Origin of the sequence: Sphingomonas arenae, from assembly GCF_016924655.1 — a bacterium.
Classification (GTDB): domain Bacteria; phylum Pseudomonadota; class Alphaproteobacteria; order Sphingomonadales; family Sphingomonadaceae; genus Sphingomicrobium; species Sphingomicrobium arenae.
Map to the genome: position 1 here is coordinate 145,077 of NZ_JAFFJU010000003.1, position 26,534 is coordinate 171,610.

Sequence of the window (26,534 nt, forward strand, 5' to 3'; positions counted from 1 at the left end):
CATCGCTCCGCTGAATAGCCGCAATTGGCGGAACACTTGCTTGTAGAACACCGAGCAGTTCCCCCTATTAACGAGGTCGTCCCTAGAAATCCGGAGACGGCTCATGTCGAAATTGTTGAGGATCGATGCGGTCAAGCAGATGACCGGGCTTTCCCGTTCTGCAATTTATGCAGATCCAGAGTTTCCCAAATCGGTGAAAATTGGGCAAAGGACTGTAGCTTGGGTTGAGGCCGAAATCGCCGCGTGGATCGAAGCAAGGATCGCACGGCGCGAGGCGGCGTGACGTGCCCGGCCTACGTGCCTTTGATCGCCACGGACAGTTCGAGCAAACCACGGAGGGTCGCCGCGGGGTGCTGGCTCTGACCCACGGACAGTTGCTCGCCTCCACGGATGGTTTCCGGTGCAACACAGGCCGGTCAGCAACACATGCGCTCCCGTGTGTATGTGGGTGTGCATGTGCGTTATCCCCATTGGGTAACTATCCTAACCCTCCGTACTCTCCGTTGACTGTCCTTGGTTTGACTCTCCAGGGAGAGAACCAATGAAGAGGGAGAAGCCTGATCTAGCTTCCCTCAAACGATGGATCTCAGAGCGTTGTCTCCTGTCTGAGCACGTGAGCAACACGGCTCGAGGGCTCTGGCTCTGGTGGTCAGCGTACGCTGAGGAAACCGGTGTCGCTGCCGGTACCCCGCGGTCTTTCAGCAATGAGCTCCGAAAGCTCGGCCACCCCTGCGCGAGGCATGGGGGACCGCGCCTAATGGACGGGCGTCTGACGCCTAAGACCCGGGTCCACCTCGGCATCAAAGCTCGTTTCGAGGGGGACATACTCGAAAGCGATGAGGCGTACCTCGCATTCGGTCACTTCATGAGGGTCTACTGGTGAAGTGGCGCCGGATCTCAGAGGTGGCCCTGCCTTCGTGGCTGAGCGCCGAGTGCGAGCTCGCGTACGCCTATTGGGAGACCGCCGGCGCCCTCTGGGACAGCTGGCGCCAGTACGCCAAGGCGAACGGTGCAGAGCCCGGCTCACCCGCCGAGTTCGCCCAGATCATGGAGCGCCGAGGCTTCGAAGCTGACCGATTCACCGGGGAGCGGCACCGCATCCGTTGGGGCTTGCGGCTGCGTCGCCACCCACCTGCGCCTGAAGCACCGATCCAAGCCGGGGGGGTGGGTTGAAAGTTCGGCCATCTCGCCACCGCACACCGGCGCCTCATAAAGAAAAATCGGGCGCGTTATTTTGAGAACTTTTTTTGGTCGATAGACGAAGCGTTGGAGTAATCTGTGTCTGCTAAGCGCCCAACTCAGATGCTCAGGCTGACTTCGCCAGAACCCGTAAGCGGACCTTCGTACCGCCAAGTGGCTACTGTCCCTGTTGAATACATGGACGGCATTTTCTGCGTCGGTGAGGACGCAGTACATCGGAAGCAATCAGTACCAATCGGGGAAAGCGCCTCATCCCCCTTCTTCAGAGTGCCGCCGGCTACGCTGTAGTTCCGACGACGTAACCACTGGTGGGCAGCCAAGCAGCACGACTTCACCTGCCCCCATCAGCCCCTGGATTCGATAGCCATCTTACAGAATGAAATCCTTCGCGGTGAGATCGTGCAGGCCTTCTAGGACAATTGCGAAGTCACGACCGCCATCACCATCGACGTCGAAGTGGATGACCGTGTTCCCTTCAAAGTGGCTATATGCGACCTGACCGGCCACTCCTGTGAACCAGCCGGAACCTATGAACGTAAAAGCCTGATTTCCTTCGAGCAGGCTGTTGGCATCGATGATATCCAGTCGGATCAGATCTCTGTCCGCCTGACTGAAGTCATGGATCAAGTCCGAACCTGCATCGGTGCCTTCACCGAAGTCTCCGGGCCGGAACACGAAGCGGTCCGATCCGCTGCCGCCCGTGAACTCGTCCCGGCCCGCACCGCCCTCGAGCCAGTCGTTGCCCTCGCCGCCGTTGACGACGTCCTCGCCATCGCCGCCGTAGAGCTTGTCGTTACCAGCAAGTCCCAGGAGCGTATTCCGTCCGACGTTGCCTTCCAGCACGTTGGCCAGTCCGTTCCCCGTTCCGTTGATCCACGCCTCTCCTTGCAGCTCGAGCGATTCGACGTGGTCTCCCAGCGAGTAGCTGATGAAGCTCCGCACAGAATCGGAACCCTCTCCCGAGAGCTCAAGGATGACATCGCCGGCATCGCCGACGTAATAGATGTCATTCCCGCTGCCACCGACCATCTGGTCCGAACCAGAGCCTCCATCGATCTGGTCATTCCCGGCTTGGCCGATGAGGACATCGTCGCCGGCCATGCCCCACATCCGGTTTGAACCGCTGTTCCCCGTGATCGAATTGGCAAGATCATTGCCTCGGCCGGTGATGGAATATTGTCCGGTCAGGATCAGGTTCTCAACGTTTGCTCGCAACGTGTAGTTCGCGGAGGACAGCACCAGGTCGGTGCCTTCCCCGGCGTTTTCGCGGGCGGCGTCACTGGTGTTCTCGGCGATGTAAGTGTCGTCGCCCAGTCCGCCGTACATCGCGTCCGCTCCCCGGCCGCCATCAAGCAAATCATCGCCCGCATAGCCGGACAGCAGGTCATCTCCACTTCCGCCCTGGAGCGTGTCCGCGAAGGCCGTCGCCCTGAGTTCGTTCGCTCCCGAGTTGCCGATGATTGTGACAGCATTACCTACTGCTCGTGCATCGACATTGTGGGCGAGAACTCCGGTCGTGACTGCAGCCGCCGAGGTGCCGGTGCCGATCACAATCCTCTCGATGCCGATGTCCGCGCTCCGCAACACCAGCGTTTGCGCGGTGCCGCTGGCGCTGAACCGCACTTCATCAACGCCGTTGATCCCCTCGTCACTGACTTCGGCAAGAGCATGGTCGGCAGCAGCGGCCATCACGTATACGTCGCTGCCCTCGCCACCGTCGAGAACGTCGCTCCCAGCGCCACCGATCAGAAAATCGTCGCCGGCTCCCCCCAAGAGTCTGTCGTCGCCGAGGCCGCCGTCGAGGTAGTCGTTTCCACCTACCCCTCCGAATTCTTCGTAGAAGGTGATTGCACCCGCATTGCCTGACGCAAGGCCCCAAGTGCCGTCACCAGCGAGCGTATCGTTGCCCCCATGGCCAATCAGCCGGTCATTACCGCCTTCCCCTGACAGAACATTCGCGTTGTTGTCCCCGGTGAGCTGATCATTGCCATAGAAGCCGGACAGGTTCTCAATTCCGCTGAGAGTCCAGTTCCCCACACCCGTAGCCTGAGCTTGTCCTTGCTTGAGCAGCGAAACGATCACCCCAGCGGACGTGTAAGCTGGCTCAAAAGCAGTATCCGCGATCTCGACCGTATCATAACCGGTACCGCCAGCGATGACTTTCGTGCCCAAACCGACAGTGAAGAGATCGTCTCCCCCGTTACCCGTCAGCGTGTCGGTGCCGCTGAACGTCCAGAACCAGTTGCCGGCATCGTTTCCGATTAACGTGTCATCACCGTAATTGGCGGTGACATGTTCGATCCCGATGAACGTGTCCGTACCCATGGAGCCGGTATTCTGCGGCCCCGTGATCCGCAGGTCGACGGTGACACCGGGGCCATATGTCGTGAACAGGCTGACCCGGTCGATCCCCGAACCACCGTCATAAACATCGTCGCTGTAGGGGCCTGTGTCCCCCGCCGCCTCCGACAGAAAATCATCACCTGCTCCGCCGATCAACTCGTCGGCACCAGTGCCTCCACGCAGCCAGTCGTTGCCGTCGAAGCCAAGCAGGATGTCATCCCCGCTGCTGCCGGTGATCTCGTCAGCGCCGGCCAGGAGCGTCTGGAACAAGCCCTGAAGGTCGTTTGCTTGCACGAAGGTGGTGAATGCCTCGACACTGATGGAAATGCTCACCAAGTCGAAACTCGTCCCGCCATTCAGGGTATAGGACACGCCGGTGATGACCCCGGTGGTGGGGTAGCCCTCGACATAGTTTCCGAACGTTCCGTTGAGCGTCAGCTGCTCGGAGATTTCCGGGTCGGTGTAGCTGACGACGAAGAGAGTGTCGGTCCCGGTGACGACTTCGCCGAATTCGAAGAACTCCACGAGCGAACCCGTGGCGATGAACTCGTTCATGTCGAACGCACGATTGGCGACTAGCACGGACATTCTTCCCCCCCCAACGCAAACTGCAGGCTTACTGGTAGCGAGGGGTATGACACGGACCGTGCACGGTCAACGACACGCGGTAAACTCGAGTTTAATAACCTTCGATGTCACCCTGTCACGGTTAGGTGTCCAAGCCAGCGTGAGCTTTCCAATTAGCTTGGCATCAAGGTCTCTTTTCACAACGCTCCCAAGCAACTCAGCGGGTCCGCTACGGGCTTAACCAAGCGCAAAGCGGAACGTCCGTGAACCGCCACAAGACTTATACTTCAGAAATGCTGATAGTTGGCCGGGATCGATATTCGATCTGCTCGCCGCCACGTGCCCCGTCCGTTCGCCCCTCGTTGAGCAGACAGCCAACATCGAAGAGGAAAATTCGGTTCGGATGAAGTCCGCTTCTGAGCTTCAAGTGCGGAAAGTAGACCGTCCGTCACCGGCCACTTGTCGCCGCCGAAGACTGGTTCCGCACCCGTCTACTGCTGGCGGCAAGCGGGCCGACGGCTTTCGGGGCTGAAGAGGCTCAAAGCAGACGTCCGTCTGAAAGCAACTCCTTGGGCGAGGCGAGAGGCACAAAGCACCCGTGCAGAGCGGAGGTCTTGGGGTTCGCGCGAGTTACGCTACGGCAGCTGCAGGCGGTTTCTCATCAATCGGTGGCAGTACGCTGAGGCTCATCACAGCGAGAAGAAGAAGGATGCAGACCGCCACTGACAAAGGAACCAAGCCCCGCTCGATGTATGGTGCGACTAGAGCAGTTCCTCCAGCGGTGGCTGCAAGTATGCCAAGGACGACCAAAGCGGCGCCTCGCGCATCATCACCGCACGCAGCGACCACGGCGCAGTAGAATCCGGGAGGTCCGCGTAACCCGAGGCCGATGTTGACTGGTACAAACAGTGCCAGAACGATCGGCAGAGATTTGCCGCCCGAAAGTGCGTAAGTGAGCTGTGCTACGCCGCCGAAAGCGCATAGGATCGTGCCAAACATGATGGTCCGCTCAACTCCGAAGCGAGCGACCACTCGGTTGGCGTTATTCGCGGCGACCATAAACAGAACGATGGCCGTGACCTGCATAGCAATGAAGTTGCTCAGCGTGCCGCCCAGCACACGCACGATGACCACCGGCAGCCCCAGAACAAAGGTCAGCAGGCCGCCAAGTACGAATGCTTGGCTCAAGGCGTAACGCATGAAGCGTCCGTTCGTCAGAAGCGAGATGTAGCTTCCTTTCGCACGGCGTTCGACTTGAGGAAGGCGCAAGGTTGCAGTGATGATTAGGCCGAGGAGCGCTGCCACTCCAGCGAGAGCATAGAAGGACATCTGCCACCCGCCGAAGAGCAGGAGGCCGGCTCCGACGATCGGGGCCAAAGCAGGAGCAAGCGACTCTATGCTGCCCAGCAGCCCGATCGCCCGAACAGCTTGGTTCTGGTCGAACATGGTCTTGATAATGGCTGGAGCAAACACAGCCGGCGCGGCGGCCACAGCACCCTGCAGAGCGCGGAGTCCAATCAGCCACTCGATCGACCTTGCCAGGGCACAGAGGAGAGAGACGATGGCGGTAGCAAAGAGCGAACCGATGAAGAGCTTGCTCGTGGCGTACCGTTCGCTCAGCGCGCCGAAGGCAAGCAGCCCAAAACAGGTGCCGCCCACGTAGGCAGCAAGGACCAGCTGAGCAGCACTCGCATTGGTATGCAGGGCTTCAGGAAGTCGCGGAACGGCTGGCAAGACCAGGTCCGTCCCCATGAGCCCGACCACAGTACTGGCAGCTACCAGCCCCAAGACCGTACGCGCGCGTTCCACGATCGCTTCCTTCCCAAAGCTAAGGCGATGGTTCGCGGAAGCAGCTGCGGCAACGGATAAGGTATGCGTGGCGCTAGCTCAGCGTTTCAACAAGCCGGGCAGCCGTGCCGTCTGACAAGACGAACCGGGTCATCCGGCAGCTGCCAGCCACAATGGGTACTAGATCAGAACCGTTGGTGCCGGTCTCAGCAATGACCTCGGGCGGACAAGGGAGATCGTACCACCCAAACTCATCCAAGCCCTCTTCAATGCGGGCGAGCTCTTCGGTGATGAAGCCAAAGAGTGACACACCCATGAGTTCACTGGCGTCGCAGGCGAATTCGGCTTCGCGGACCGCCGACAGGCCTAGCAGTCGGTGGCTGATGTCGCAGATGAGATGGGCGCCACTGGGATGGTTCTGAACAAGCCGACAGAGCGCAGCATCGGCGGCCGAGGTCAGTCTCGCACCCACCAGCTCCTCGATGCGTACACGTTGAGCATTGCTCATGTCTTGCTCGCCCAGCTCCCACCGCGAGATGGTCGACTGGTTAACCCCAAGTATCTCTGCAGCATGCGACTGCTTAATTCGATTGAGGGTTCGCCAGCGCCTCAAAGCCGGACCCAATGGCCGATGAGGAAACAGCATTGTCGCTCACCCTTCTGGCCAATGGTCGCTGGCTGGGTTCATACTAGTTGACGCAGTCGAACGCTACGCCAGCACGTGGTGGGAAGCGGAACATTGGCTTCTCGGACGGGAGCAACGGATAGCAGCCGTTCGCCTAGGCTGACCTTCAAGGCTGTTCAGGTTAGAAGAGACTATGCGCTACCAAGACGTATATCCGTCGGAAGCGCTGCTCCGCAGCTGCGACGTCGTTCGCCCGCGCGCTGCCGAGCTCCTCAACCTCGAGTTCTTCGAAGCGGAGCCCGCTGGGATGCCGACAGAGGTATTCGCCCAGCACCATCTGCTTCTGAACCAGCGTGATGCTCCGATGCGGGTGGAGAACTGGCGCGACGGCAGCCATCGTGACTTTATCTATCAGCCGAACGAGATCGTCCTGACTCCAGCGGGCATCCGGTCGGGATGGTATTGGCACGAGCGCTCCAAAGTGATCGTCGTCACGATCGAGCCCGCCAGCCTCGACCGGTTCGCCCGTTCCGAACTCGGCCTAATCCTCACTCCACGACAGCTACAGGACGTGCCCCAGGCCTCCGATCCCGACCTGTGCATGGCCGCCGCCATGCTGCTCGACGCGCTGGGTTCACGGGCCACCGGCTCGGAGATCATGTACGAGAGTCTCGCCCGCGTCTTCCTCGTCAAGCTCCTCCAGGGCTATGGCGAGCAACGGCATGAGCCGCTCGAGTTCAGCCGCGGCTTCACCGCCGGCCACTATAAACGCGTGCTCGATTACGTCGAAGCACATCTGGGCGAACCGATCGCCATCGAGGATCTGGCGAGAGTGGCAGGGATGAGCCCGGCGCACTTCTCGCGGCTCTTCAAGGAGGTGATCGGCGACAGTCCCTATCAGTTCGTCATGAATTATCGGGTAGAGCAGGCCAAGAAGATGCTCGCCGATCAGGGCCGGCCGCTGGCAGACGTCGCGCTGGCCTGCGGATTTGCTGACCAGCCTCATTTCGGGCGCATCTTCAAGCGACTGACGGGCGTCACACCAGGCGAATACCGGGCCGGCCTTTAGCAGGAATCTTCCAAACTCTCGCACAACCCTTCAAGGCAGGAAGCACGGAAACGGCGAGAAGGTGTTCATCAACCAAGGCAAGGAGAGCCGTGATGACCGACCTTCTGACCATCAATCGTCCGATCGAGGCCACTCAAATCCGCAAGGTCAGCTTCCCCAGCGCAGCGCCGGGCGTCATGCTCGTCGGCGACCTTCATCTGCCGGCGGCCTCGGCCACCGACCTTCCGGTCTTCGTCATCATCGGCCCAATGACCTACCAGAAGGAGCAGGCGCCGACCGAATATGCCCGCCGCCTCGCCGCCCTCGGCTATGCCGCCCTGGCCTTCGACAGCCGTTATCGGGGAGAGAGTGGCGGTTTGCCCCGCGCCTATGAAAATCCGTTCCACAAGGTCGAGGACATCGTCAGCGCAGTCGACTTCGTCGCCTCTCTACCGGAGATCGACAGCACCCGCATCTACGGGCTCGGAATCTGCCAGGGCAGTTCCGAGATGCTGCGGGCGGTCGCCGAAGACCCCAGGATCGCTGCCGGGATCACTCTTGCCGGCCAGTATCGGGACCGCGAGGGTGACATCGATTGGCTGACCGAGGAAGGCTATGCCGCCCGCCTCTCGCAGGGGCAGCGCGCCAAGGCCAAGTATGAGGCCACGGGAGAGGTCGACTATGTCGCGGGTGTCGACGAGGTCGACATGAACGTTGGCATGCCAGGCAAGTTCGTCTGGGACTGGTACCATGTCTGGGCGGACAAGGGTCTCTGGGAGAACCGCTACGCGGTGATGAGCGATGCCGATCTGCTCACCTACGAGTCGATCAGCGCTGCCCGCCAGCTCACGAAGCCCTACCTCCTCATTCACAGCGACAACAGCTTCCTCCCGACCGCCGCGCGCCGCCATTTCGAGGCCATGCCGTCGACGTCCAAGAAGCTGCTCTGGGAGGGCGAAACCGCCCACCTCGATTTTTACGACAATCCCGAGGTTCTCGACCGCACCGTGGCTTCGATCGCCGCGTGGGTTGCTACTCTGGACTGACCAGTGGAGGGTTCAGCGAATCGGGGCGGCTGTGTGGCCGTCCCGGTTCCACCGCGTCTGCAATCCACCGATTACCGCGAAGAAGGCCCTTCAGCACTCAGCCACTTGCCGACTTTCAAGCTGGCTCCCACGGGTGGAGTTCATTTCATGGTGGAAAGCGGAAGGGCCGCTTCCGGGTGGGAAAGCAATCTAGCGGACGTTCGTTCATGCTGAACAAGACGTCGTCTCAGCGCCCATCTGGGTCATTCCGAGTGGCGCCTGTGGCGGCCGTAAGCGGAACCTCGTTCAGCTGTGTTGCTATGCCCGGATCAGCGCATAGTGGACATTTCGGCCGAGCGTGAATCCTTGCGCATGTCCTCAAAGCCTTTTGCCCGCCATCCACTGTTCACGGGATTGGCCCCACGCCCGAACGTTCAGGTTCTCGAAGGGGGAGGGGAGTTTGCACGGACCAAGGTCCCTGGAACCAAGCCGCTCCGCCAACGCAATCGAAGGCACGTTTTGTGGGTCGATCGTGTGCATCACCTCCGTCCAGCCCAAGTTCGCAAAGGCCCAGTCGATGGCCACGGATGCTCCCTCAGCGGCATAGCCTTTTCCCCAGGCGTCTTTGATCAGACCCCATCCCACCTCGGTGCCCGGCCAGCCCTCCGGTTGCCATGGTCCCAAGCGACCAATCCACCTTCCGGTGGCCTTCTCCACAACCGAGAACATGCCGAAGCCTTTGAGCTCCCAGGAGCCCGCCATGGCCGCCATTCCCCGCCAGGCAGCAGCTCGATCAATCACGCCGCCGATGAACCTTGCGCTTTCCGGATCGCCCATAAGCGTTGCCCATCCGTCCAGGTCTTCTTCCTGTATCCCGCGCAGCATCAGGCGTTCGGTTTGGAGAGTTGGGGCTGGCATCTTGTCGCTCCTCCTGAAGCTGGGTGCCGTCCTCAACAGTCCTACGTCAATGGCGCGTTGCCGCGCCCTGCGACTTGATGACTATCGGGCCAGGGCGAGCCAAGGCTGTAGGAGGGCAATGATCAGAACGTGACACACAATCACGGGCTTCAAGCTTCCGCTGCCGCTCTTAACTGCCCAAGCGTAGAAGCATCCCAGCATGAACGTGCCTATCAGTGGGGTGATGAACTCCCACGCGGTCTCCCCGGTGTAGCCAAGGTGGATGCCGGCGAAGAGGCTTCCTGAGATGAAAATCTGTGCGATTGCTGGAACATCGGAGCGCGTGAGCCGGAAGAGTACGAAGCCCCGAAACAGCACCTCCTGGCTCCAACCGTCTGGTATGGAGACGGCCGAGAGGATCAGGTTCAAATTGGAAAGTTCCCACACCCGCTCGGGCTGAGGCAGGAACACCAGCATAGCGGTGCCAACGTGGATCGAAGTTGCGAGCGCAGCAATGGTCCATGCCTTGCTGGTGGAGGGCGCAGAGCTTGCTGCAATCGCCCTCTGCAGGTCCTTGAGACCGACGAGATAAGCTGCGCTCAGCACCAGGAGCAGCTGAAACAGTGCACCGATCAGGAAACCGCTTCCGGTGCTCCTTTCGGCAGGCGACCAGCCATCCGGGAACAGGAAGCTCGCGTCCAACGCGCCAACTGCTGAGGTGCTGATCACGATGTAAGCGGCGGCGACTGCCCCCACTTCTAGGACTGCGCGGGCTTGCCCTCGCTCAGTTTTCTCACCCACAGGAGATTGTCCCATGAGACCTGAAGGTCTGCAACTGGTGGGAAGCGGAACGGCTGCTTTCGGGTAAGCACTGACAGATAGCAGACGCTGGTTAATGCACAGCGGCATCATCTAAAGTCGGGCGGTCTGGCGAATGCTACGGCCGCCCGATCATTTTTTACCGCAGTGCAGATCCTCCGGAGAAGTAAGGGCCTAGCGTTCTCGCGGCTGTCGCCTGATTACGGACAAGCAAAACTCGTCACAGCCTACGAGGGTGCGCTAGGCAGCTGCTGAGTGCCTTTCGGCGAAGCTCTCGAACTCCGCTCTCACGCCAACGTCCGTCACGTGCGTAAGCAGCTTCGTAACAAGGTCCTGAAGCGTACCGTCCCTTCTGCTGTAGTCTTCGAATGCCATCGACCAGTCGCCGAACGCACGCTGCGCCACGCTTCTGCTGGTGAGCACGACGCAACCGAAATGACGCGGGTCCTTCTGGATGCGCTCGAAGGTGCGCAGGACCGCTTCAGTTGGGCCTTCAAGAGCCTGGAGGAACCGGTTGCCACCTCTCACCAGCAGGCCAGTGATCCCGTCAGGTTCATTGTTCCGCATGGACGCATGAAGGATGTTGGTGAGGTCCTGAAGCGAAACGTCCGGCCGGAGAGTGCTGATGTAGACGAGCTGATGCATCTGGATGCTATAGCCACAAGAGATTAAGGCCAAGTTTCCCGATCTTGGTGGCGCAGCGTACCGGGGGGAGGTCAGGGCGCTCATGAGACTGGTTCGCCTTTCGGTTGCGCTCCTTGCCGCGAAATTTCCGGTGGGTCCTGCATATGCTTGTCGGGTCGCTCAATCACCCGAGCAACACATCGCAAGAAGCTACGCCGCCAACGTTATATCGGCAGTCGCCCTCGTGCGGATCGAGGATGCCCGGTATACGCAGCCGCGAGTGGGCGACGCTCATCCATGGAGCGCCGAATCCAAGGTGGTCCGGGCTCTGCGTAAATCGGTGCCGGCGGCTCGGGTGACCTTTGAACGAGGCTGGGGATCGGCGGCGTGTGACGATGGACACCCGCGTCCAAAGAAGGGCGAGCTTTGGGTGATCTACTTCTGGGAGCGCGGGCCGGCCGATCAAGCTGTCTAGAAGACGTACCCCGCCAGAGTAGCGATTGCAGCAGACCCCTTGATCCGAAAGCGGCAACCATGTCCCTGAGAACTCGCTCTTGAGTTTAACGACAGGTTAACAGAAGCTCACAGCGCTCGGGTTTGATTCGGTATGTGGGGAGAGCCGATGCGCCTACCTGTTACAGTTGTGTCCGCTCTGATGCTGGTTAGCTCGCCGGCGGACGCCGATCCCAAGGTAGACGTGCACGGTCTGATTGTCGGGGCCGAGGGTGCCCGCTATGTGCGGGGCGTTCCCACCCTCGACCTCCAGCAGCAGAACGGCGTCGTCCAGGTTCGCTTCCTGGGATACGACCACAACAAGCCGGTGTTCGCTGTCGGATTCTTCAACGGCGGCGCCGAGCCGGTGAATGTCGGGATCGAGAACATCCAGGCGACGATGAATGGGTCGGCCTCCCCAATCTTCACCGTCGACCAGCTCGCAGGCCAGGCGAAGAACCGAGCGATGTGGGCGAAGCTTGGTATCGCTCTTGGTGCGGGCCTTGGCGCCGCTGCAGCCGCATCGCAGCGGAGCACCTACCACAGAACGATGGTGACGCCGCGCGGCACCTACAGCTTCAGCGGCAGCTATCCGAGCTTGGCAGGGCAGCTCCGGGCCAATCAAATCCAGGCGTACGGCGCATACAACTTGGTGCTGGTGCAGCAGCGTCTGGATACAACGCTTGCAGCAATCGGCGACCACGTTGTCCAGCGCACGACATTGGACCCGGGCGATACCTATGGCGGGTTGGTCGTGCTCGATAAATACAAGTACGGTAAGCCACCCTTCGAGCTTCGTTTGAGTGTGGATTGGAACGGCGAACGCTACCCCTTCGCTTTTCTCGTACATCGGAAGGGCGAGGCGGTCCCTGCGAAGTACGCTTCGATGCTGGCGGCGAATGCCAAGCCTTCGATGAAGCGCGTCTTCGCGCCAGTGGGCGGATCGCAGACAGCCGAGAACGCCCGCGCCGCACCTGAGGCTGCCGTCTACCTTGGCACCGGCGTGGCTAAGGTGAAGGCTGCGACTGCCTCTGGGTTCTGCCTAGCAGTGGGTGCAGACTACGTGGGTACCGGATCAACGAACCGGCCGGTCGTCAGCGCGGCCCTCCCGAGGTGCAGCAGCCTCTCAAAGTGACGCGGCCCTTCAATACTCCTCTACTTGGGTGCAACTAATTGGCGCAGGCGCGATGTCGTTGCATGCCGGCGAGCGGATGACGCCTATCCCAAGCTAGACCCTAAGGCCGAGAAGCGGGAGCGGCAAAACCGGGCTGACGCTTCCTAGCGTTCCTTATGTCTGATTGGGTGGCAAGCGGACCGGCTGCTTTCGGACTGCATGAAGAGAAAGCGGACGTTTGTTGAGCTAAGTGGCTTGTATCCGCTTATGCCTAGCGCACAAAAGCAATGCCATGAGGCGTTGCTGGACTGCGCGCCGCCGATCACATCTCCCGCTTTGCGAACGTCACCGCCAACATCCCTGGCTCGCCGACCAAAGCAGCCCGCCGTCTAGCTTCATCGATGCACCCACTTCGGAGGTGATCTTAAGCTCGAGAAGACCTCCAGCGACTAGCGTTTTGGTTGGAGGTTAGCGCATGAACCAATTAGTTACAGGCGCCCTAGGCGGATCTAATTTCCATGAGCGGCGCGGGAGAAGGCGCGAGACCCTTGTGCTAAGAATCGGCATTGTTGAAACGAAAACTCGCGCTACCATCTGCCTCGTCCGAAATATCTCCGCCGAGGGAGTGCAGGTAAAGACCTTCTCGAGCTTGAAGGAAGGCGATCAAGCCGTATTGCGGGTGGGGGACGAGCTTGGGATCTCTGCATGCGTCGTGTGGTCCCGTGACCAGTTCGCCGGACTTAAGTTCCATGGAAAGATCCCGCGCGAAGCTCTTCTGCGGCTAAGTCAAAAAAGGGATCAAGCACGTCGTCGTTCATCCCCGCGTATCGAAACAGCAGCGTGTGCAGTTTTACGGAGCGGAGGGCGGACTTACACTGGGCTATTGCGAGACATCTCCACAACTGGGGCAAAAGTTCAGACCAACCGAACTGCTCCGTCAAACGGCCCAGCTATTCTCGAGCTGCCGAACATGCCCCAACAGCGTTGTTTCATTCGATGGTCGGAGGGGCAGGAAGTAGGTGTCTCGTTCGCCGCTCCGCTATCCATCGAGATTATAGCCGTGTGGCTCGAGGAGAGGTCGTATTCGTGATCAGCTAGGAGTGGTGTAGCAGTTCTGCTCCAGATGTAAGCGTGTCCTGCGCTTACGAATGTGCCTGTGTTCAGGACTTGCGCCTTCATCTTCGCGTTTTTGTTCTGCTCCGAAATATACCCGCGCGGGACAGATGGTTCATCGTCCTCCGCAAGGCTTCGAGCTGAGATCGGACCAGCTCCCGAGCCATGTCGGATTGCATGATAGCAGGCACGATCCGAAAGCTGCGTTTTCCGTCACGGATGAGCAGTTCCTTGCGTTCAAGCCGCTGAACCTTGCGCCGAACCGTCTCCCGATTGAGACCTGTGGCAGCAGCGATGGAGGTGACATTGCACTTCCCGAGCAACTCCATCGGGACAGGGCAAGCAAGGTCACGAAAGTCGGGAGTCAACGAGGTTCGCGTCAACCGCTCTCCGCCGATTGCAATGACCGCAAGCAGGATCATCGTTGATTCGTAGTCCAGGGTTTCGCCCCAGGCTTCCAACTGCGTCCGACGCCAATTCTCCATCATTCTAAGGTTGAGCCCAACCAGCGCCACGAGTGCCAGACGGCTGCCCGACTGCGCTTCGACTTCGTCGACCTCAAAGGGCAATTGTCTGGTCCTTGCTTATGCGTAGCGCATCCAAACGGCTGCAACGTCAGGCAGCCTGAATAAGCACAGATTGTGCACCAAGATGGATGCTTTTCTCACCCAAATGAACGAGCACGGCTCGATGCACACATTACGATCTCAAGGATCTGCAGTAGACCGAAGGGGAGCTAGCGAACGGTCTTCGGCTCTCGATGGCGGCACGGTGCGGCGGCTGATAAGGCTCAGAAGATCTAGAAACGACCTGTTTGCCGCCGACCTGTTCTCGGAGCCGGCGTGGGACATCCTGTTGGAGGCCTACGCTTCGATGCTGCTGGGCGAGAGGATTTCGGTTCTTGCGCTCTGCCAGTGTTCTGGATCGCCGGAAACCACCGCCGCCCGCTGGATCAGAAAACTTGAGAATGATGGCTGGCTTGTACGGCACCAAGATTCTCAAGATCGCCGGAGGAATTGGGTAAGGCTATCGGAGAAGGGTTTGACCTCGATGCAACGCTATTTCGCTCTTCTCTCAAGAGCGGTGGAATCGGTTCCTGAACTCTCAAGGAATTCCTCAATCCGGTGAATCGCCATATCGACGTAGGCTCCAATTTCGGCCGGAGCTTTGACGCTGTCGAGTAGGTCCAACGCCGCGGTCAGACAGGATTTGGCCTGGAGCATGGTATCAAACACGCGATAATCTTTCTTCCGTACTCGTCTTACCTTACGGCGGCTGTCGGCAGTTCGCTAGCCTGCCCAGCCGAGATCGCGACGCTTTCTAGCGAGCTATCCGAGGGCGCGACCAGACAGGTGACGCTGGCCTGCAGCGTGGTAACTGATTTCAGCGTGCCGGCGTTCTACGCGCCCTATGCGCGAGCTGCGGTTCTCGCGCCGCAACTCGATCATGCCCGGCATACCTTGCATCATTCAAATTCGACGAGACGAAGACGAATCTTTCGGCCCTGCTCATCGGTGATCAATTTCTCGATCTTGCGACTGCTGCGTTCCCAGGTCTGTTTGCTCACCGCCACACCGCGTCTGATCCGCACGGTGATGCGAGATGCGACAGGAGCATGGCGAGCAGTGGAGGGCGGATCTAAGGGAGCTGTCACCGCTACTAGACCTATAACAAGACCAAGCATGCAGATGGACTAGATTTAATCCGCTACTCGTCCGCTAGTTTTGGCTCCAAAGTGGTCTTTCAACCCGTGCAGGGCACGCATATCGAACACTAGGCCCGTTCATCCGCGGTGGTACGAAGCAGACCCCGTCCCCGCCCGCAAGCGCAACCGCGGTGAGAGCGCTGGCCATCGATGAAGAGACGCATGCGCCGCTCACCCAGCAAAGGCTTGAGCCGACATTCGCCGCTTCGTAGCTTAAGGGGCGGGAACGGACCGAAACTTAAGAAGCCGCTAAGGTAGTTGGGGTAGTTCCGTGTTCGTGACTACGTTTCAGTGCCTTGCCCTGATCGGCATCTTCATGATCGTCGCCAGCTCTCTCGCTGTTGCTTGGAAAGTGGAGACCTCCCGGCGTGAGTTACAGGGGTCCAATTCGCTGTTGAGGGATCTGCTGATCACGATGCGCGACCGCTTGTAAGCGAGGCGAACAGGAGTTCTTCGACCAGCAAGTGTCACAAAGCGCTCGCGGGAGTTACATATGGCGTTTGGAAGAAAGTCCGGAGGCGGCCGGCGGGCAGCGGTTCGGAAAGCCGTACATTTGCCCTCAACAGTGCTCGGTATCGCCAGCTCGAAGACGGCTACGCTCCTCGACGTCTCCAAGGCTGGTGCCCAGTTGCTCATCAGCTCGATGCCGCCGGATGGGAAGGACGTGCTGCTCAGGATAGCAGGGATCGAACGGGTCGGCCGGGTCGTCTGGCGTGACGATGAGAAGTTCGGCATCGAGTTCGATGAACCCCTGAGCGGGTTGGAATTATACCAGGTCCAGGAACTCGCCTACACGCCTACCCCGCCGGGCCTTACGAAGGAAGAGAAGCTCATCTATCGAGATTGGCAGATCGGCCTGATGCGATAGTGGCGCCCCGTTTCGTTCTCCAAGGCACCTCCGGACCTGGTTAGCGGTTCTCAAGGAGCTTTCGGCTAGTCAGACTGTAAGCTTCTAGCGGACTGATGAGGCAGTAATCCATGAAGGTGATGGCTGCCTCTGGCGCATACTTCGCAACAGCATCAGCCAAAACCCAATCGTGCACTTGTGGAGCAGTCGAGGACTGATCCGTTCGAAAAAGAAGAACCGATTCCGCTCCAATGTCGAACGCCTTGCAGGCGATGCCTTCCCCAAGCTCGTGACCCTGCATGAAGATTGGGGGTTCGACCTCCTCGAGCTGGAGCACACCACCTGTATCATCGAGGTAGAGGATACGAACGATGGGTCTTTGATCATGCGAAGCATACCTGCCGAACAAGCGCAGGAGATCGTGGCGATCGATGACCTGAAGCGGGTATCCATTGACTTCGCTAAAGTGCATGTCAGCGGCCCCATCGCTCGAGCAGGAGGCGCATGGCGGCGCTTGCCCGCTTGGTGAGCGCTACCCACGAACGCCGCCCATCCAGATGGTCGTTGGTGACCTCAACCCATCCCTTCTCCTGAAGTGCGCAGAGCCAACGCAGAGTGGTCGTCCCAGGCACGCCGCTGAAGTTACAGATCTTCGTCTTTGAGACCCGGCATTGCTGCAGCTCAGCCTGGTACAGGGACAGCAGGAGATCCCAAGCCGGTTCTCCGAACAGCTCAGCGCCGAAGACCTTCCTACGCTCCCGCCGAAAAGCAAGGATGTCATCAACAGTCTTCTGCATCTCGCAGCTTAGGTCGGGTTGCCGTGCCCCCGGCACGGACGCATCAACCCGCGCCAGCTCCTTCTTGAGCTGATCCAGCTCCCATCGCAGATGCTCGATCTGTTCAGTGACCAACTGCCTCAAGCGATCAGGCTCGTCGGGACGAGCAGCCTTGAAATGTCTGGACACGCTTCTTCCTTCGCCAGCACGAGAGCACACGTGGCGATCGGTTTTCAGATGAAACGTCAGGTGTTCGGCACGCCGACGAGCGCGTTTAAGCCTCTGCAGGGGCTAAGTTCAATCCTGAGAGCTGGAGAGATTGCACCAGAATGGCGGCAATTGTGCCCGACGCGAGGAACGCTGCTCGCTTGCATCACCTTCAATCGCAACGGTGTCTCGAGCGCGCGTGCCTGCTTATCGAGCGAAGCAAAAGAAGCTGACGAGTCTACGTCGGACTTGATTTCGGCAGCTCTTTGCTACTCGAGCCCCGAACGTTGAGTAGGAGCGGAACGCTTAGCGGGCTACGCCTAGGTTCCAGTCGTCGAAGGCTGCACGTGCTTGTGGGGACATCCCGCGTGGCGCTTTCTCGCGGACCTTCTCGACCTCCGTTGCGTCTAGGGGAAGGTCGAATCGGATGCCACATTCATCAGCGTCTGACCATGCTACTGCGCCGAATGCGCTCAGGCCCTCCGCATGGACGACAAGCTCCTCGTCGAGGGCGGGCAGATCGTTGCCGCGGATTCTCGCGCCCGTACAGGACAAATCCACGAGCACGATGCTCCGCCGTTTGAGCACCGTCGTATAATGGCCCAGCAACGGCGCTCCGATCCTGCGCGCTTTGCGGCGGCCACCGCCTCCGCACCTGCCAAAATCAAGCATACAAGGCCTCCTCGAAGACCCACCCCAGATCGACGTTAAGGCTAGTGAGCTTAATGCTTTACCTTCTGCGTTTAGTTAATGCGCACGACCACACTTACGGCAAGCGCCAAGGGCTCGAGTTGGCCAAAGAGGGGCATCAAACGTCCATAAACGTCAGTTAGATGTCGCCGATCTCTCGTTTGGCATGCCGGTGCTTGAGAGACGCCAGTGCTATGCTGGCTTCTCCAGGGCGTCGGCTAGTTCGAGCAGAAGGTGCTGGACGGCCGCGTCTCGCGCTGTCTCTGCTAGCCGGCGACACTCCGCGGCTTGATCTTCATGGCTCTGGGCCTTTGTGACCATGCGTTTTAACCGTCTGAAGATCTGCATGGTTGCCATGATCTTTGATCGTATCGCTGCTGTGGGTAAGAAGACCCGTCAGAGTGGAGCTGACGGGCCTTCCTTCATTCGGAACGCCTCAGTGGGGCTGAAACGTCTTCAGTCTTGTACCTGGTCCCGTTTGCCAGGGCGTTGAGGTAAGGACCGGAATGGGTCTATCCCGTGCCTTAGCAACTTAGCTGAGCGAGCATCCGATTTCCAATGCGGCATTCGGATTTCGGACCAGACCCGAACCGCCACAAACGACGGCACGAAGTGAGCGCGCGATTCGGCCGGTTGTGACTAGCGTTCTTGCTTCGTTCTCGCGCATATGACGCGTCATGGTGGGCCAGCCGAAGCACCTTTCCGACCTGCGCAAGATCGAAGCCGACGTGCGAATCACCTGCCGCCGGTGCCGGTTTGAGGAGGACTGGACTCGCGAGGACTTGGCTTCCCATCTGTTCGAGATCGGCGGCAGCCAAGTCTGGTCGGAGATCACGCGGCATCTCACCTGCCGGCGCTTCGGCTGCGGGTCTCGCGACCTGTGTGCTCTGCCAGTGCCCTATGCCCGAAGAGGGGCGAACATGTCGAGGCGGGTAGGAAAGCTCGACGCTCAGCTCCTCGGGACGGCTCTGAAGATCCTGGAGCAAGCCGTAGCGCGTTCACCTGGCCGATCGGTTGCGACGCTGGAGGTGCGGCTCGCGCTGCTTGTGGTGCACCGCTACCTGCGCGATCGCGAGGCGGTCCGCCGATATTGGGACTGCGCAGCGGACGCTACTCGGACGGTGAGCGAGGGTCTGGCAGACCCATTCCACTCGCTACGCAATCGACTTGAACAACAAGGGTGGATTGCTCCGGCCGTACTGCTTGAGCGGACGCCGACTTGGCCATGGAACTCCCCAGCACCGCCGGGGTGGAAAGCCGGACCAGGCGATCCCCGGTTCGAGCGGCCTTCGGAATAGCTCTGATATGGCACAGGTTAGATGATTTCTCTTCCGGTGTAGGATTTCGGGCGCCATGGACGGCGCAACCCGCTCGGGGGCCAGGGACCTGGGTTGAGCAGCTTGTGCCAAGCGCTCCCCAGGAGCCCGTTTCAAGTGGCGAGTTGATTGATAAGCTGAGCGCATGTGCAATCGATACCGCATGAGCGCCAAACAGGCCGAGGTGGCCAGTCACTTCGGCATCGATCCGGCGCTCATCATGCCGGAGCCTGGTCCGCTTCCGCCGCCTGAACTCTTCCCCAAGCGGAGCGCCTACGTTGTTCGCGACGATGATGGGGTACGCACCCTCGACATCATGCGCTGGGGCTTTCCACCTCCGCCGAGGGCACGAGCGCCAGTGACAAACGTCCGCAACCTTGGCAGCCCATTCTGGCGTGCAGCGCTCAACCGCCCGGACCGGCGTTGCCTGGTTCCAGTGACCGAATTCTGCGAGTGGGAAGGTGAGCCCGGTTCCAAGGTCGAGCGCTGGTTCAACCTGCCCGCCAGCAGCCTCTTCGCCTTCGCCGGCGTGTGGCGCCCAACGGAGGACGGCAAGGCGTTCGCGTTTCTCACCTGCGAGCCGAACCCGATGGTGAGTGCGATCCACCGAAAGGCCATGCCAGTGATCCTCAATCCCGAGGATTACGAGAGTTGGTTGAACGGCGAGGTTGAGAGCGCTTGTTCCCTCGCGCAGCCATTCCCGTCGCAGCTCATGAGCGTGCGCTGAGTCAGACCGTCGTTGGTCACTTAGGCGTGACATCGTGCATGACTTCGACGAATGTTCAGGAAGCGTGCCGGGATGACGCAACATGGGGGTTTGTATGCGTATCTGGTTGCTCAGCCTCGCCATTCTCCTCCCGATAGCTGAGGCTGCGGTCGCGCACCCGGGAGATCTCAACGCACAAGGCTGCCATAATAATCGGAAGACTGGTGACTACCACTCCCATGGCGGCAGGTCGTCGGCGGCGACTTCCGAGCAATCGTCGCGGAAGCCGGCGTACTCCGCGCTAGGCGGTGGAGGAACCTACTACGCCAACTGCTCGGCAGCCCGCGCAGCTGGCGCGGCTCCAGTGCGCGCTGGCGACCCCGGCTACTCCCGCAAGCTTGATCGCGATGGCGACGGAGTAGCCTGCGAATGATCTTGATGCTTGCCGTCGTCGCCGCAGGTCAGTCCTTCACCTGCACTCCGATCGCAGTGTGGGACGGAGATGGCCCAATATGGTGCGCTGAAGGTCCGCGCATCCGGCTAGCTGGTGTTGCTGCAAGGGAGATTGATGGCACATGCCGGCGCAACCAGCCCTGCCCAGGCGTGGGCGGGATCGCCGCGCGTGATGTGCTCGTCGAGGTGCTGGGAGGCGCAAGGGGCACGTTGCCGACAGGACACGTCAAGGTCGTCGGTCCCCCGCTGCAGTGCCGCTCCGACGGTCCGGCGGGCGGTAGCCGGACGGCAGCCTGGTGCACCTCCTCTGCGACTGGAGACCTCGCCTGCAATCTCCTCCGGCGCGGCAGCGTCGTTCGTTGGCAGCGCTACTGGGGACAGCACCGTTGCTAACTGACACTCTGCTCCTGGCGAGAAGCGGAACGGCTGCTTCCGGGTGGGCAGACGAGGATAGCTGACGATCGTGCAGGAGGAGGCAGCGTCGGCTAGGTGCCGTTTACAGACGCTCAGGCCACCTTAAGTCGTCGCGAACCTCGCACCTGCGCTGAGGCGGCGTTCCGCGACCTAGCTCCACTTAACTCTCTGGAATGCATAGCGCACCGGAGCAGTGTTCCTCGCGTAGACATCCTATGCTGCCGATCGACTACTCACGAATGGACGAACCGAGGGCCTTGAGATCTCTAAGCGTTCCTGTTCATGCGCGACGTCGCCGGGTTGCGGAGGCTGAAGCCAGAACCCTTGGCCGAATTGGCACCCGAGGCGCAGCAGCAGGAGACGCTGAGCCTCGTTTTCAATATTCTCAGCGACTGTCGTCACGCCAAGAGCCCGGCAAAGATCCAGTACCGCCCGCAGAAGGCGCTCGCCGTCAGCGCTATCACTGGCAGCGGCGATCAGAGCGCCATCGAGCTTGATCTGATCAAACTCGATTTCCCGAAGGTAGCCAATCGAAGCATATCCGGCGCCAAAATCGTCAAGGACGATCATTACTCCGGCTTGGCGGAGCTTCTGCAGGATTAATCTCGCGTTATTGAAGTCGAGGAGCAGCGCAGTCTCGGTCACTTCCACTTGGAGCCGCTCCGGCGAAAGATTGGCTCTCGCAAGCGCCGCCAGTATGGTTTCAGCTAGTCCAGAGGTGCAGAGTTGGAGGCCGCTCAGGTTGAAAGAAAGCCTGATTGCGACCGGCCACCGAGCAGCTTCCTCGAATGCTCTCGCCATCAGATGATCGCTGATGTCGCCGATGACGTTCACCTGCTCGGCGATCGGGACGAACTCCGATGGCGGCACCTCGCCAAGTTCGTCGTCATGCCACCTTGCCAGCGCTTCCTTCGCGAGGATCTGGCCGCTACTCAAATCGATGATGGGCTGAAAGACTACGCGGACATCCTCGTTGATGCGTGGCAATTGGAGTGCCTGCTCAATCTGTGCCCGACGTTTCCGCGGCGCTTCCATGTGCGGTTCGAACACCGCAAGCGCCGCTGAGGGCCGCATCTTGGCATCGTAAAGTGCCATATCCGCATCGGCCATGGCACGGGATGGCGTTCTCTCCGATCCACTACGGGCCATCGCCAAGCCGCAACTCGCACGAACCATGACCTGGCGACCATCGATCGAAGCCGGTCGATTCACCTTCGCTAGAATGTCGCCGGCGAGCTCCACTGCCTCTACCTGGTTGCTCACGCCCGGTAACAGCATTCCGAACTCATCACCTCCAAGTCGAGCGAATAGAACATCCCTGCTCGAGGCTTGGACCAGCCGGCTCGCGACAGTTTTAAGAACCTCGTCGCCAAAACAGTGACCCAAGGTGTCGTTGAGCACCTTGAAACGATCAAGGTCGAGAAGCGCAACAGCAAAGGCCTGTCCATCGCCCGAACCAGCCGCAGCCTCCAAGGCCGCGACGAACGCCCGACGGTTTGGAAGACCCGTCAGGCTGTCGGTTGTTGCTGCGACCAGAGCTTGTTGCCGAGCACGCTCCGCCAGCAGGCGCTCACGACTGATAATCGATCGCGAACGAACCAGGTCCGTAAATTGAGCATTGTGTATGGATAGCAGTCGCAGAACGAGCAATGCGACGACAGCCAGACTGAGTGACGCCCCGACGAACAAGGGGTTCGAAGAGACGAGCGAAACCGCTACCAGCGGGAAGGCCAGTACCAGCAGCGGTATACGTGCGGCCCACGGCATCGCGCTTAGGCCGTAAGAAACACCAACGGCGGTCAGCCCTCCGAAGAGAACAATGGACATGTGCGTGTTGTCGGGCGCAGTCCTAAGCAGGTGGAAGCACCAGACGCACACCGCGAGGCAGAGAACAGCGGCGATCCAGGTAGTCTGGCGCATATGGCGTCGCATGGCCGCGTGCGAAACTTGTCCACTCGGGCGCAGCCATTGGATGCTTCGAATCACAGCGCAGGCAAAGAGCACCGTGGGGATGTTCAACTCGGCGGTCCAGCCGTGCCCAGTGGTCACCTGCAAGCTGGCTGACGTCACTATGGCGAGCAGGTAAATGATGGGAACCTGGCGCCGGAGAGCCGCGTAGCGCTGTTCCACGAGAGCACGCCCCTCGGCCGTCTGGATTTCGTCAGCCTGGACGAACGCTCGCAAGAACTTCCACTGCATCGACGCAACCACCTAGCGGGTTTACCTTAAACGCCAGTTACCCCCAAGGAGCACTTTTAAGCGTCTGACTTGCTGCTGGCCCCACTGTCCCGCTCAGGCGCGTCTAAAATTTCAAAGAGCTATGTTCCTGCTACAGCTTCAGCGCTTCAGACGAGCGCGTACCGCACCGAACCGGCCGGCCGGCGAACAAGGCTATGTCGCGGTTGGGCCAATCGCAACATGCGCAGCCAGTTTGGACTGACCACTGGCATTCCACTCGTCGGTGACGAGTCGAAGCTGGACATCTCAGCGGCGTTTACCAAAGCCGCACGCTAGTAGGAGCGAAAGCCTCAATTGGCATCCAGACGCAACGTTTGGGTCTCGCCCCTCTTCGATGCCGCAACTGAGTCGAATGGAGGGCGATTCTAGAAGTTGCGGAACTGGTGGAAAGCGGAACGGCCGCTCTTGGATGAGGAGAGGTGAATAGCCGCCGTATTTAGTGCGGAGTGCATCGGTTCAGAAGTTCTCATGCACACCCAAGACCTTGCCGCCTGCCGGATCAAGCTAGGCCGATGTAAGCCGGTTGGATCAGGATAACTGTCACCGCGAAGCTGGCTACGGCCAGCGCCCATGGCCGATCGGCCAGCCGGTTTGCCAATGCTGACAGGGTCAGGCGTTCGGATCGACCGTTAGTCTGCCCCACCTTGCGGGCCGGGCGGCCGGGATCTCCAATCATGCGAACACCGAATGCGTGAAGAACAGCTGATGGATGGTCTCCAGCGTTGCGAACGTCGTAAAGGTTGTCAGCCCAAAGACTGCGCAGAGGCGTCCTGTCACCCTCGTCGCGCTCGGCAACGATGGAGCTGAGCCTTCTACTTTCGTGTCCGCGCGAGCGGCGCCGGTGGGCTTAAGCACGGGCGACACTCGACAGCTGGGTCGGTGCGGCGTGCGCCGATCCGACGGCGGCACCGACGGTTACACTGCTCATTACGAGCGCGGCGCAGAACGAGACAATGGTTGGGCTTAGTGAGGCGCGAAACATGGTCTGAGATCCCCTTGTGAAAACTGCACCGTGCAGTTCTCCCCAAGTTATCCACGAAGCGTGCCAAACGCAGAAAAGCACCAATTTTGTTGGCAACATCGCTCGTCGACCAGGGTTTGTTGGCTATCCGGACCAAGGTTCGGTGTAAGGTCCCAAGCGCCGTGTGTAGGTAGAGGCGGCAAGTCGAACGTCTGCGCATGGCGGGAAGCGGAACGGCCGCTCTTGGGCGCTCACGTGTCGTAAGCAGACATCCTTCAGCTTCCGCCGGAGACCGCAAGCTCCACTCGCGGTCTTTCTAAGTGTGGCCACGGGCCATGGTGCCGCTCGATGGGTGTAGAGCGCAGCCTTTCCAGCAGTTCATTTCCTGGCGGACCGCCAACGGCGCGGCGCAGTGGCGTCGTTCCGGCCCACCGCCTATCGAGTGAAAATGCGATGGAATGACCTACCTGACAGTGATCTAACGCGCCAACTCAAGACTAAGGCGCTTACCCATCCGACGAATGCAGCCTTCGACGAGGGCGCATGGCGGTCGGCTGTGTCCGCGATTGACGAGCCAACCGAGCGCGACCTGCAGCTCGGCATCGCAGCCGTGCACTTCGGGCGCGAACTAGCGTCACTTCGCGTGTCCGCTATCCCCCGCACCGTGCGCGGCTTCAACCGTCCCCGACTTGTCCGGCTTCTCGTAGCGTTCGCCAATCAGCAATACCTCACGCTACAGGCGAAGGTCCGCAAGGAGCTCAAGGCTCAGAAGGGCGGTCGGCTCTTCGACATGGAGCGCGCTCAGCAGTTGGTCGTGGAAGGCGCGGGCGGACAGGAAATGCCGCCGGACGACTTAGTGACCTACCTGGTCGACAGCCTGCCGCATTGGCTGTTCCACGCCTGGCAGGTCGCCGATGACGCACCGTCAAACGAGCCGGAACCTGTGATCGACTTCGCTGCTGCTGCTTTCCGCATTTTCTCTATCGAACATTCGCTTCGCCATCTTTGGCTAGAAGCCCTCTGGCTCGGCACGAGGCTTCGGAAGGATGGCGAAACCCTAGTAGACGAACCGTGGGACCGCGACCTCACTGCGCGTTGGCTCGTCTGGGCACAGCGCGATCTGCAAAATATCACAGCAGAGTTCAACATCGATGCCGGTGCACACATTGTCGCGGGAGGAAGGCGGCCTCCCGTAGTTCCGGCGATTGAGCGAACCGTGATCCGGATATCTCGACCCCCGAGTGGTCGCCGAGTGTTCGTCACCGGCCGCGCTACCGGCGCCAAGCCCGAGCAGCGCAACCACGTTAGCGAACGTGATGCACTTGATCGTCTCTACACAGGCCTCTTCATGGACGAGACGTTGCCGAAATCCCCGGGAGGCGATCTCACCTGTCGCGAACTGAGCCGCGCCTGGTGGATCCTGAAGGACATGGCCCGGCTCGCTGCGGACGATCTTGGACCCGCATGGTGGGAGACTGATGGCGATGTGGAGCGGTTCTCGCTTAAGGTGGGGCGCGAGGACCTCATCAGGATCATCGCCGAGTGTCTACACGTGACGGCGGAACGCGCCGGATCCATGATCGACTGGTTCACCTGCAATCCGGCCGACACCAGTCGCATCTTCGCGAAGAGCGTATGGGCGGAGCCGTTGATTCCCGAACCGGGGACCGGCAACCTCCAGATTGTGCTCGCCCCCCTCTTGTCCGCCTCTCCCGTGAAGCGCATCGAGGCCTGGATGGAGCGCGGTGGCATTTCGGACAGCCGTGGTCTCAAGGGGCGTGGGAAGCCGTTCGAGCGGCATGTCCGTAGGGTATTGTCGGATGTCTTGGCTGCCAACGAACTTCTGACCGATGTGTCCGCTGCGGAGCACGGACTTAAGAGAAAGGGCGAGTCTGAGGAAATCGACCTGCTCGTACGTGTGGGAGAGGTTCTGCTTGTGGGTGAGGTGAAGTGCTTCGTGGCCCCGAGCGAACCAACGGACAAGCGGAACCACCTGGCCAATCTCGACAAGGCGACCGCGCAAGCGGAAGCTAAGCGTGCTTGGGCCGACGCAAACCGTGGGGCGGTGGCAGAGGCTCTGGCCGTCGATGCGTCTCTGGCCGCGAAGCTGCGTGTCATGCCAGTCGTAGTGTTGAACCACGGCTTCGGGATGGGCCTGGAACGCTATGGCGTGCCAGTTGTCGATCTTCACTACCTCAGGATTCTGCTTGGCTGGGGGTGCTATCATGGCGGCGCTCGGTTCGAGCGGCATGTCGGCGTTTCGTATGAAACAATCACACTCTATCGATCGCAGGCCGAGTTCGAAGCTAAGGTCGACGTTCTGCTCCGCGATCCGCCGCCCTTAGAGAGGTTCAACGAACGCGTGACGTGGCGTCGAATCCCGTTCCAAACATCGAACGATAAGCCGTTTGTAATCGAGCTCCCGGCGATCTCGGAAAACGCGCCGACTAGTGCTCTCCGGGATCTGCGTTCGGTCCAGCTGATGAAGAAGCGAACATAAAAACGAGCCGCCATCACGATCCGGAGCACACCGGTGAGCGGATCAGGGCCTGCTCACTTTCCCACC

General features: G+C 60.2%; 24 protein-coding genes. 12 read left to right on the forward strand and 12 right to left on the reverse strand.

The features are described from left to right. Positions 1-103 precede the first annotated feature (103 nt). Positions 104-283 (forward strand): helix-turn-helix transcriptional regulator, encoded by a 180-nt coding sequence (locus tag JT720_RS12105; RefSeq protein ID WP_205481558.1) that lies wholly within the window; start codon positions 104-106, stop codon positions 281-283. 596 nt (positions 284-879) lie between these two features. Next, the gene (locus JT720_RS12110; RefSeq protein WP_205481559.1) at positions 880-1,173 is read left to right on the forward strand and encodes a hypothetical protein; all 294 of its coding nucleotides are present in this window, start codon (positions 880-882) and stop codon (positions 1,171-1,173) included. Between the two features lie 396 nt (positions 1,174-1,569). Here the strand turns inward: JT720_RS12110 and JT720_RS14080 are convergent, their stop codons facing one another. The 3 genes from JT720_RS14080 to JT720_RS12125 all read right to left on the reverse strand — a co-directional run bounded on the left by JT720_RS14080 (position 1,570) and on the right by JT720_RS12125 (position 6,544). Then, positions 1,570-4,098: a calcium-binding protein gene (locus tag JT720_RS14080; RefSeq protein WP_205481560.1), complete on the reverse strand. Its 2,529-nt coding sequence runs from the start codon at positions 4,096-4,098 to the stop codon at positions 1,570-1,572. A 642-nt stretch (positions 4,099-4,740) separates the two neighbouring features. Next, positions 4,741-5,919: an MFS transporter gene (locus tag JT720_RS12120; RefSeq protein ID WP_336512010.1), complete on the reverse strand. Its 1,179-nt coding sequence runs from the start codon at positions 5,917-5,919 to the stop codon at positions 4,741-4,743. Between the two features lie 73 nt (positions 5,920-5,992). Then, positions 5,993-6,544 (reverse strand): helix-turn-helix domain-containing protein, encoded by a 552-nt coding sequence (locus JT720_RS12125; RefSeq protein ID WP_205481562.1) that lies wholly within the window; start codon positions 6,542-6,544, stop codon positions 5,993-5,995. 172 nt (positions 6,545-6,716) lie between these two features. On the opposite strand from JT720_RS12125, the gene JT720_RS12130 reads away from it, so the two are divergent. Continuing rightward, a complete protein-coding gene (locus JT720_RS12130; protein ID WP_205481563.1) occupies positions 6,717-7,592 on the forward strand; it encodes a helix-turn-helix domain-containing protein in 876 nt (291 codons plus the stop codon). Positions 7,593-7,684: 92 nt separating this feature from the next. Then, positions 7,685-8,617, forward strand: a complete 933-nt coding sequence (locus JT720_RS12135) for an alpha/beta hydrolase (protein WP_205481564.1) — start codon at positions 7,685-7,687, stop codon at positions 8,615-8,617. Between the two features lie 357 nt (positions 8,618-8,974). On the opposite strand, the gene JT720_RS12140 is transcribed toward JT720_RS12135, so the two are convergent. From JT720_RS12140 to JT720_RS12150, 3 genes are all read right to left on the reverse strand, one after another. Beyond that, positions 8,975-9,514 carry a GNAT family N-acetyltransferase gene (locus tag JT720_RS12140; protein ID WP_205481565.1) on the reverse strand — a complete coding sequence of 180 codons (540 nt, stop codon included), beginning with the start codon at positions 9,512-9,514 and terminating at the stop codon, positions 8,975-8,977. Between the two features lie 81 nt (positions 9,515-9,595). Then, a complete protein-coding gene (locus tag JT720_RS14180) occupies positions 9,596-10,249 on the reverse strand; it encodes a CPBP family glutamic-type intramembrane protease (protein WP_205481566.1) in 654 nt (217 codons plus the stop codon). Between the two features lie 303 nt (positions 10,250-10,552). Next, positions 10,553-10,957, reverse strand: coding sequence for a BLUF domain-containing protein (locus tag JT720_RS12150; protein WP_205481567.1), 405 nt, complete (start codon positions 10,955-10,957; stop codon positions 10,553-10,555). Between the two features lie 634 nt (positions 10,958-11,591). On the opposite strand from JT720_RS12150, the gene JT720_RS12155 reads away from it, so the two are divergent. Both JT720_RS12155 and JT720_RS14265 read left to right on the forward strand, forming a co-directional pair. Beyond that, the gene (locus JT720_RS12155; RefSeq protein ID WP_205481568.1) at positions 11,592-12,563 is read left to right on the forward strand and encodes a hypothetical protein; all 972 of its coding nucleotides are present in this window, start codon (positions 11,592-11,594) and stop codon (positions 12,561-12,563) included. A gap of 454 nt (positions 12,564-13,017) precedes the next feature. After that, the gene (locus JT720_RS14265; protein ID WP_205481569.1) at positions 13,018-13,632 is read left to right on the forward strand and encodes a PilZ domain-containing protein; all 615 of its coding nucleotides are present in this window, start codon (positions 13,018-13,020) and stop codon (positions 13,630-13,632) included. Positions 13,633-13,717: 85 nt separating this feature from the next. Here JT720_RS14265 and JT720_RS12165 read toward each other — a convergent pair whose 3' ends face one another. After that, complete coding sequence (locus tag JT720_RS12165; protein WP_205481570.1) at positions 13,718-14,224, reverse strand: hypothetical protein; 507 nt, start codon at positions 14,222-14,224, stop codon at positions 13,718-13,720. A 304-nt stretch (positions 14,225-14,528) separates the two neighbouring features. Here JT720_RS12165 and JT720_RS14270 point away from each other — a divergent pair, with 304 nt between their 5' ends. Continuing rightward, positions 14,529-14,783, forward strand: coding sequence for a winged helix DNA-binding protein (locus JT720_RS14270; protein WP_419555407.1), 255 nt, complete (start codon positions 14,529-14,531; stop codon positions 14,781-14,783). A gap of 1,070 nt (positions 14,784-15,853) precedes the next feature. After that, positions 15,854-16,228: a PilZ domain-containing protein gene (locus JT720_RS12175; protein ID WP_237219957.1), complete on the forward strand. Its 375-nt coding sequence runs from the start codon at positions 15,854-15,856 to the stop codon at positions 16,226-16,228. A gap of 40 nt (positions 16,229-16,268) precedes the next feature. Here JT720_RS12175 and JT720_RS12180 read toward each other — a convergent pair whose 3' ends face one another. The 3 genes from JT720_RS12180 to JT720_RS14275 form a co-directional block, all read right to left on the reverse strand. Continuing rightward, on the reverse strand, positions 16,269-16,679 hold the full coding sequence (locus tag JT720_RS12180; protein WP_205481573.1) for a hypothetical protein: 411 nt from the start codon (positions 16,677-16,679) through the stop codon (positions 16,269-16,271). Position 16,680: 1 nt separating this feature from the next. Continuing rightward, the gene (locus JT720_RS12185; protein ID WP_205481574.1) at positions 16,681-17,172 is read right to left on the reverse strand and encodes a helix-turn-helix domain-containing protein; all 492 of its coding nucleotides are present in this window, start codon (positions 17,170-17,172) and stop codon (positions 16,681-16,683) included. A 324-nt stretch (positions 17,173-17,496) separates the two neighbouring features. Continuing rightward, entirely contained in the window at positions 17,497-17,862 is a 366-nt protein-coding gene (locus JT720_RS14275; protein ID WP_205481575.1) for a PilZ domain-containing protein, read from the reverse strand. 695 nt (positions 17,863-18,557) lie between these two features. Here JT720_RS14275 and JT720_RS12195 point away from each other — a divergent pair. The 3 genes from JT720_RS12195 (at position 18,558) to JT720_RS12205 (ending at position 20,335) form a co-directional block, all read left to right on the forward strand. Next, entirely contained in the window at positions 18,558-19,178 is a 621-nt protein-coding gene (locus JT720_RS12195) for a hypothetical protein (protein WP_205481576.1), read from the forward strand. A 163-nt stretch (positions 19,179-19,341) separates the two neighbouring features. Then, positions 19,342-19,923, forward strand: coding sequence for an SOS response-associated peptidase (locus tag JT720_RS12200; protein ID WP_272873208.1), 582 nt, complete (start codon positions 19,342-19,344; stop codon positions 19,921-19,923). A gap of 94 nt (positions 19,924-20,017) precedes the next feature. Next, the gene (locus JT720_RS12205; protein WP_237219958.1) at positions 20,018-20,335 is read left to right on the forward strand and encodes an excalibur calcium-binding domain-containing protein; all 318 of its coding nucleotides are present in this window, start codon (positions 20,018-20,020) and stop codon (positions 20,333-20,335) included. Positions 20,336-20,982: 647 nt separating this feature from the next. Here the strand turns inward: JT720_RS12205 and JT720_RS12210 are convergent. Then, positions 20,983-22,968 (reverse strand): putative bifunctional diguanylate cyclase/phosphodiesterase, encoded by a 1,986-nt coding sequence (locus tag JT720_RS12210; RefSeq protein ID WP_205481579.1) that lies wholly within the window; start codon positions 22,966-22,968, stop codon positions 20,983-20,985. Positions 22,969-23,506: 538 nt separating this feature from the next. Continuing rightward, positions 23,507-23,683 (reverse strand): hypothetical protein, encoded by a 177-nt coding sequence (locus JT720_RS12215; RefSeq protein WP_205481580.1) that lies wholly within the window; start codon positions 23,681-23,683, stop codon positions 23,507-23,509. 841 nt (positions 23,684-24,524) lie between these two features. Here JT720_RS12215 and JT720_RS12220 point away from each other — a divergent pair. Continuing rightward, a complete protein-coding gene (locus tag JT720_RS12220) occupies positions 24,525-26,468 on the forward strand; it encodes a hypothetical protein (protein ID WP_205481581.1) in 1,944 nt (647 codons plus the stop codon). The last annotated feature ends 66 nt before the right edge of the window (positions 26,469-26,534 follow it).

Excerpts from the sequence above, each read along its gene's own strand:
- JT720_RS12155 (WP_205481568.1), top strand. The coding sequence starts at position 11,592 with ATGCTGGTTAGCTCGCCGGCGGACGCCGATCCCAAGGTAGACGTGCAC.
- JT720_RS12175 (WP_237219957.1), top strand. The coding sequence starts at position 15,854 with ATGGCGTTTGGAAGAAAGTCCGGAGGCGGCCGGCGGGCAGCGGTTCGG.
- JT720_RS12105 (WP_205481558.1), top strand. The coding sequence starts at position 104 with ATGTCGAAATTGTTGAGGATCGATGCGGTCAAGCAGATGACCGGGCTT.
- JT720_RS12215 (WP_205481580.1), bottom strand. The coding sequence starts at position 23,683 with ATGATTGGAGATCCCGGCCGCCCGGCCCGCAAGGTGGGGCAGACTAAC.
- JT720_RS12150 (WP_205481567.1), bottom strand. The coding sequence starts at position 10,957 with ATGCATCAGCTCGTCTACATCAGCACTCTCCGGCCGGACGTTTCGCTT.
- JT720_RS12135 (WP_205481564.1), top strand. The coding sequence starts at position 7,685 with ATGACCGACCTTCTGACCATCAATCGTCCGATCGAGGCCACTCAAATC.
- JT720_RS12205 (WP_237219958.1), top strand. The coding sequence starts at position 20,018 with ATGCGTATCTGGTTGCTCAGCCTCGCCATTCTCCTCCCGATAGCTGAG.
- JT720_RS12200 (WP_272873208.1), top strand. The coding sequence starts at position 19,342 with ATGTGCAATCGATACCGCATGAGCGCCAAACAGGCCGAGGTGGCCAGT.
- JT720_RS12130 (WP_205481563.1), top strand. The coding sequence starts at position 6,717 with ATGCGCTACCAAGACGTATATCCGTCGGAAGCGCTGCTCCGCAGCTGC.
- JT720_RS12125 (WP_205481562.1), bottom strand. The coding sequence starts at position 6,544 with ATGCTGTTTCCTCATCGGCCATTGGGTCCGGCTTTGAGGCGCTGGCGA.
- JT720_RS14270 (WP_419555407.1), top strand. The coding sequence starts at position 14,529 with ATGCTGCTGGGCGAGAGGATTTCGGTTCTTGCGCTCTGCCAGTGTTCT.
- JT720_RS14265 (WP_205481569.1), top strand. The coding sequence starts at position 13,018 with ATGAACCAATTAGTTACAGGCGCCCTAGGCGGATCTAATTTCCATGAG.
- JT720_RS12210 (WP_205481579.1), bottom strand. The coding sequence starts at position 22,968 with ATGCAGTGGAAGTTCTTGCGAGCGTTCGTCCAGGCTGACGAAATCCAG.
- JT720_RS12195 (WP_205481576.1), top strand. The coding sequence starts at position 18,558 with ATGGTGGGCCAGCCGAAGCACCTTTCCGACCTGCGCAAGATCGAAGCC.
- JT720_RS14275 (WP_205481575.1), bottom strand. The coding sequence starts at position 17,862 with ATGCTTGATTTTGGCAGGTGCGGAGGCGGTGGCCGCCGCAAAGCGCGC.
- JT720_RS12140 (WP_205481565.1), bottom strand. The coding sequence starts at position 9,514 with ATGCCAGCCCCAACTCTCCAAACCGAACGCCTGATGCTGCGCGGGATA.
- JT720_RS12180 (WP_205481573.1), bottom strand. The coding sequence starts at position 16,679 with ATGCACTTTAGCGAAGTCAATGGATACCCGCTTCAGGTCATCGATCGC.
- JT720_RS14080 (WP_205481560.1), bottom strand. The coding sequence starts at position 4,098 with ATGAACGAGTTCATCGCCACGGGTTCGCTCGTGGAGTTCTTCGAATTC.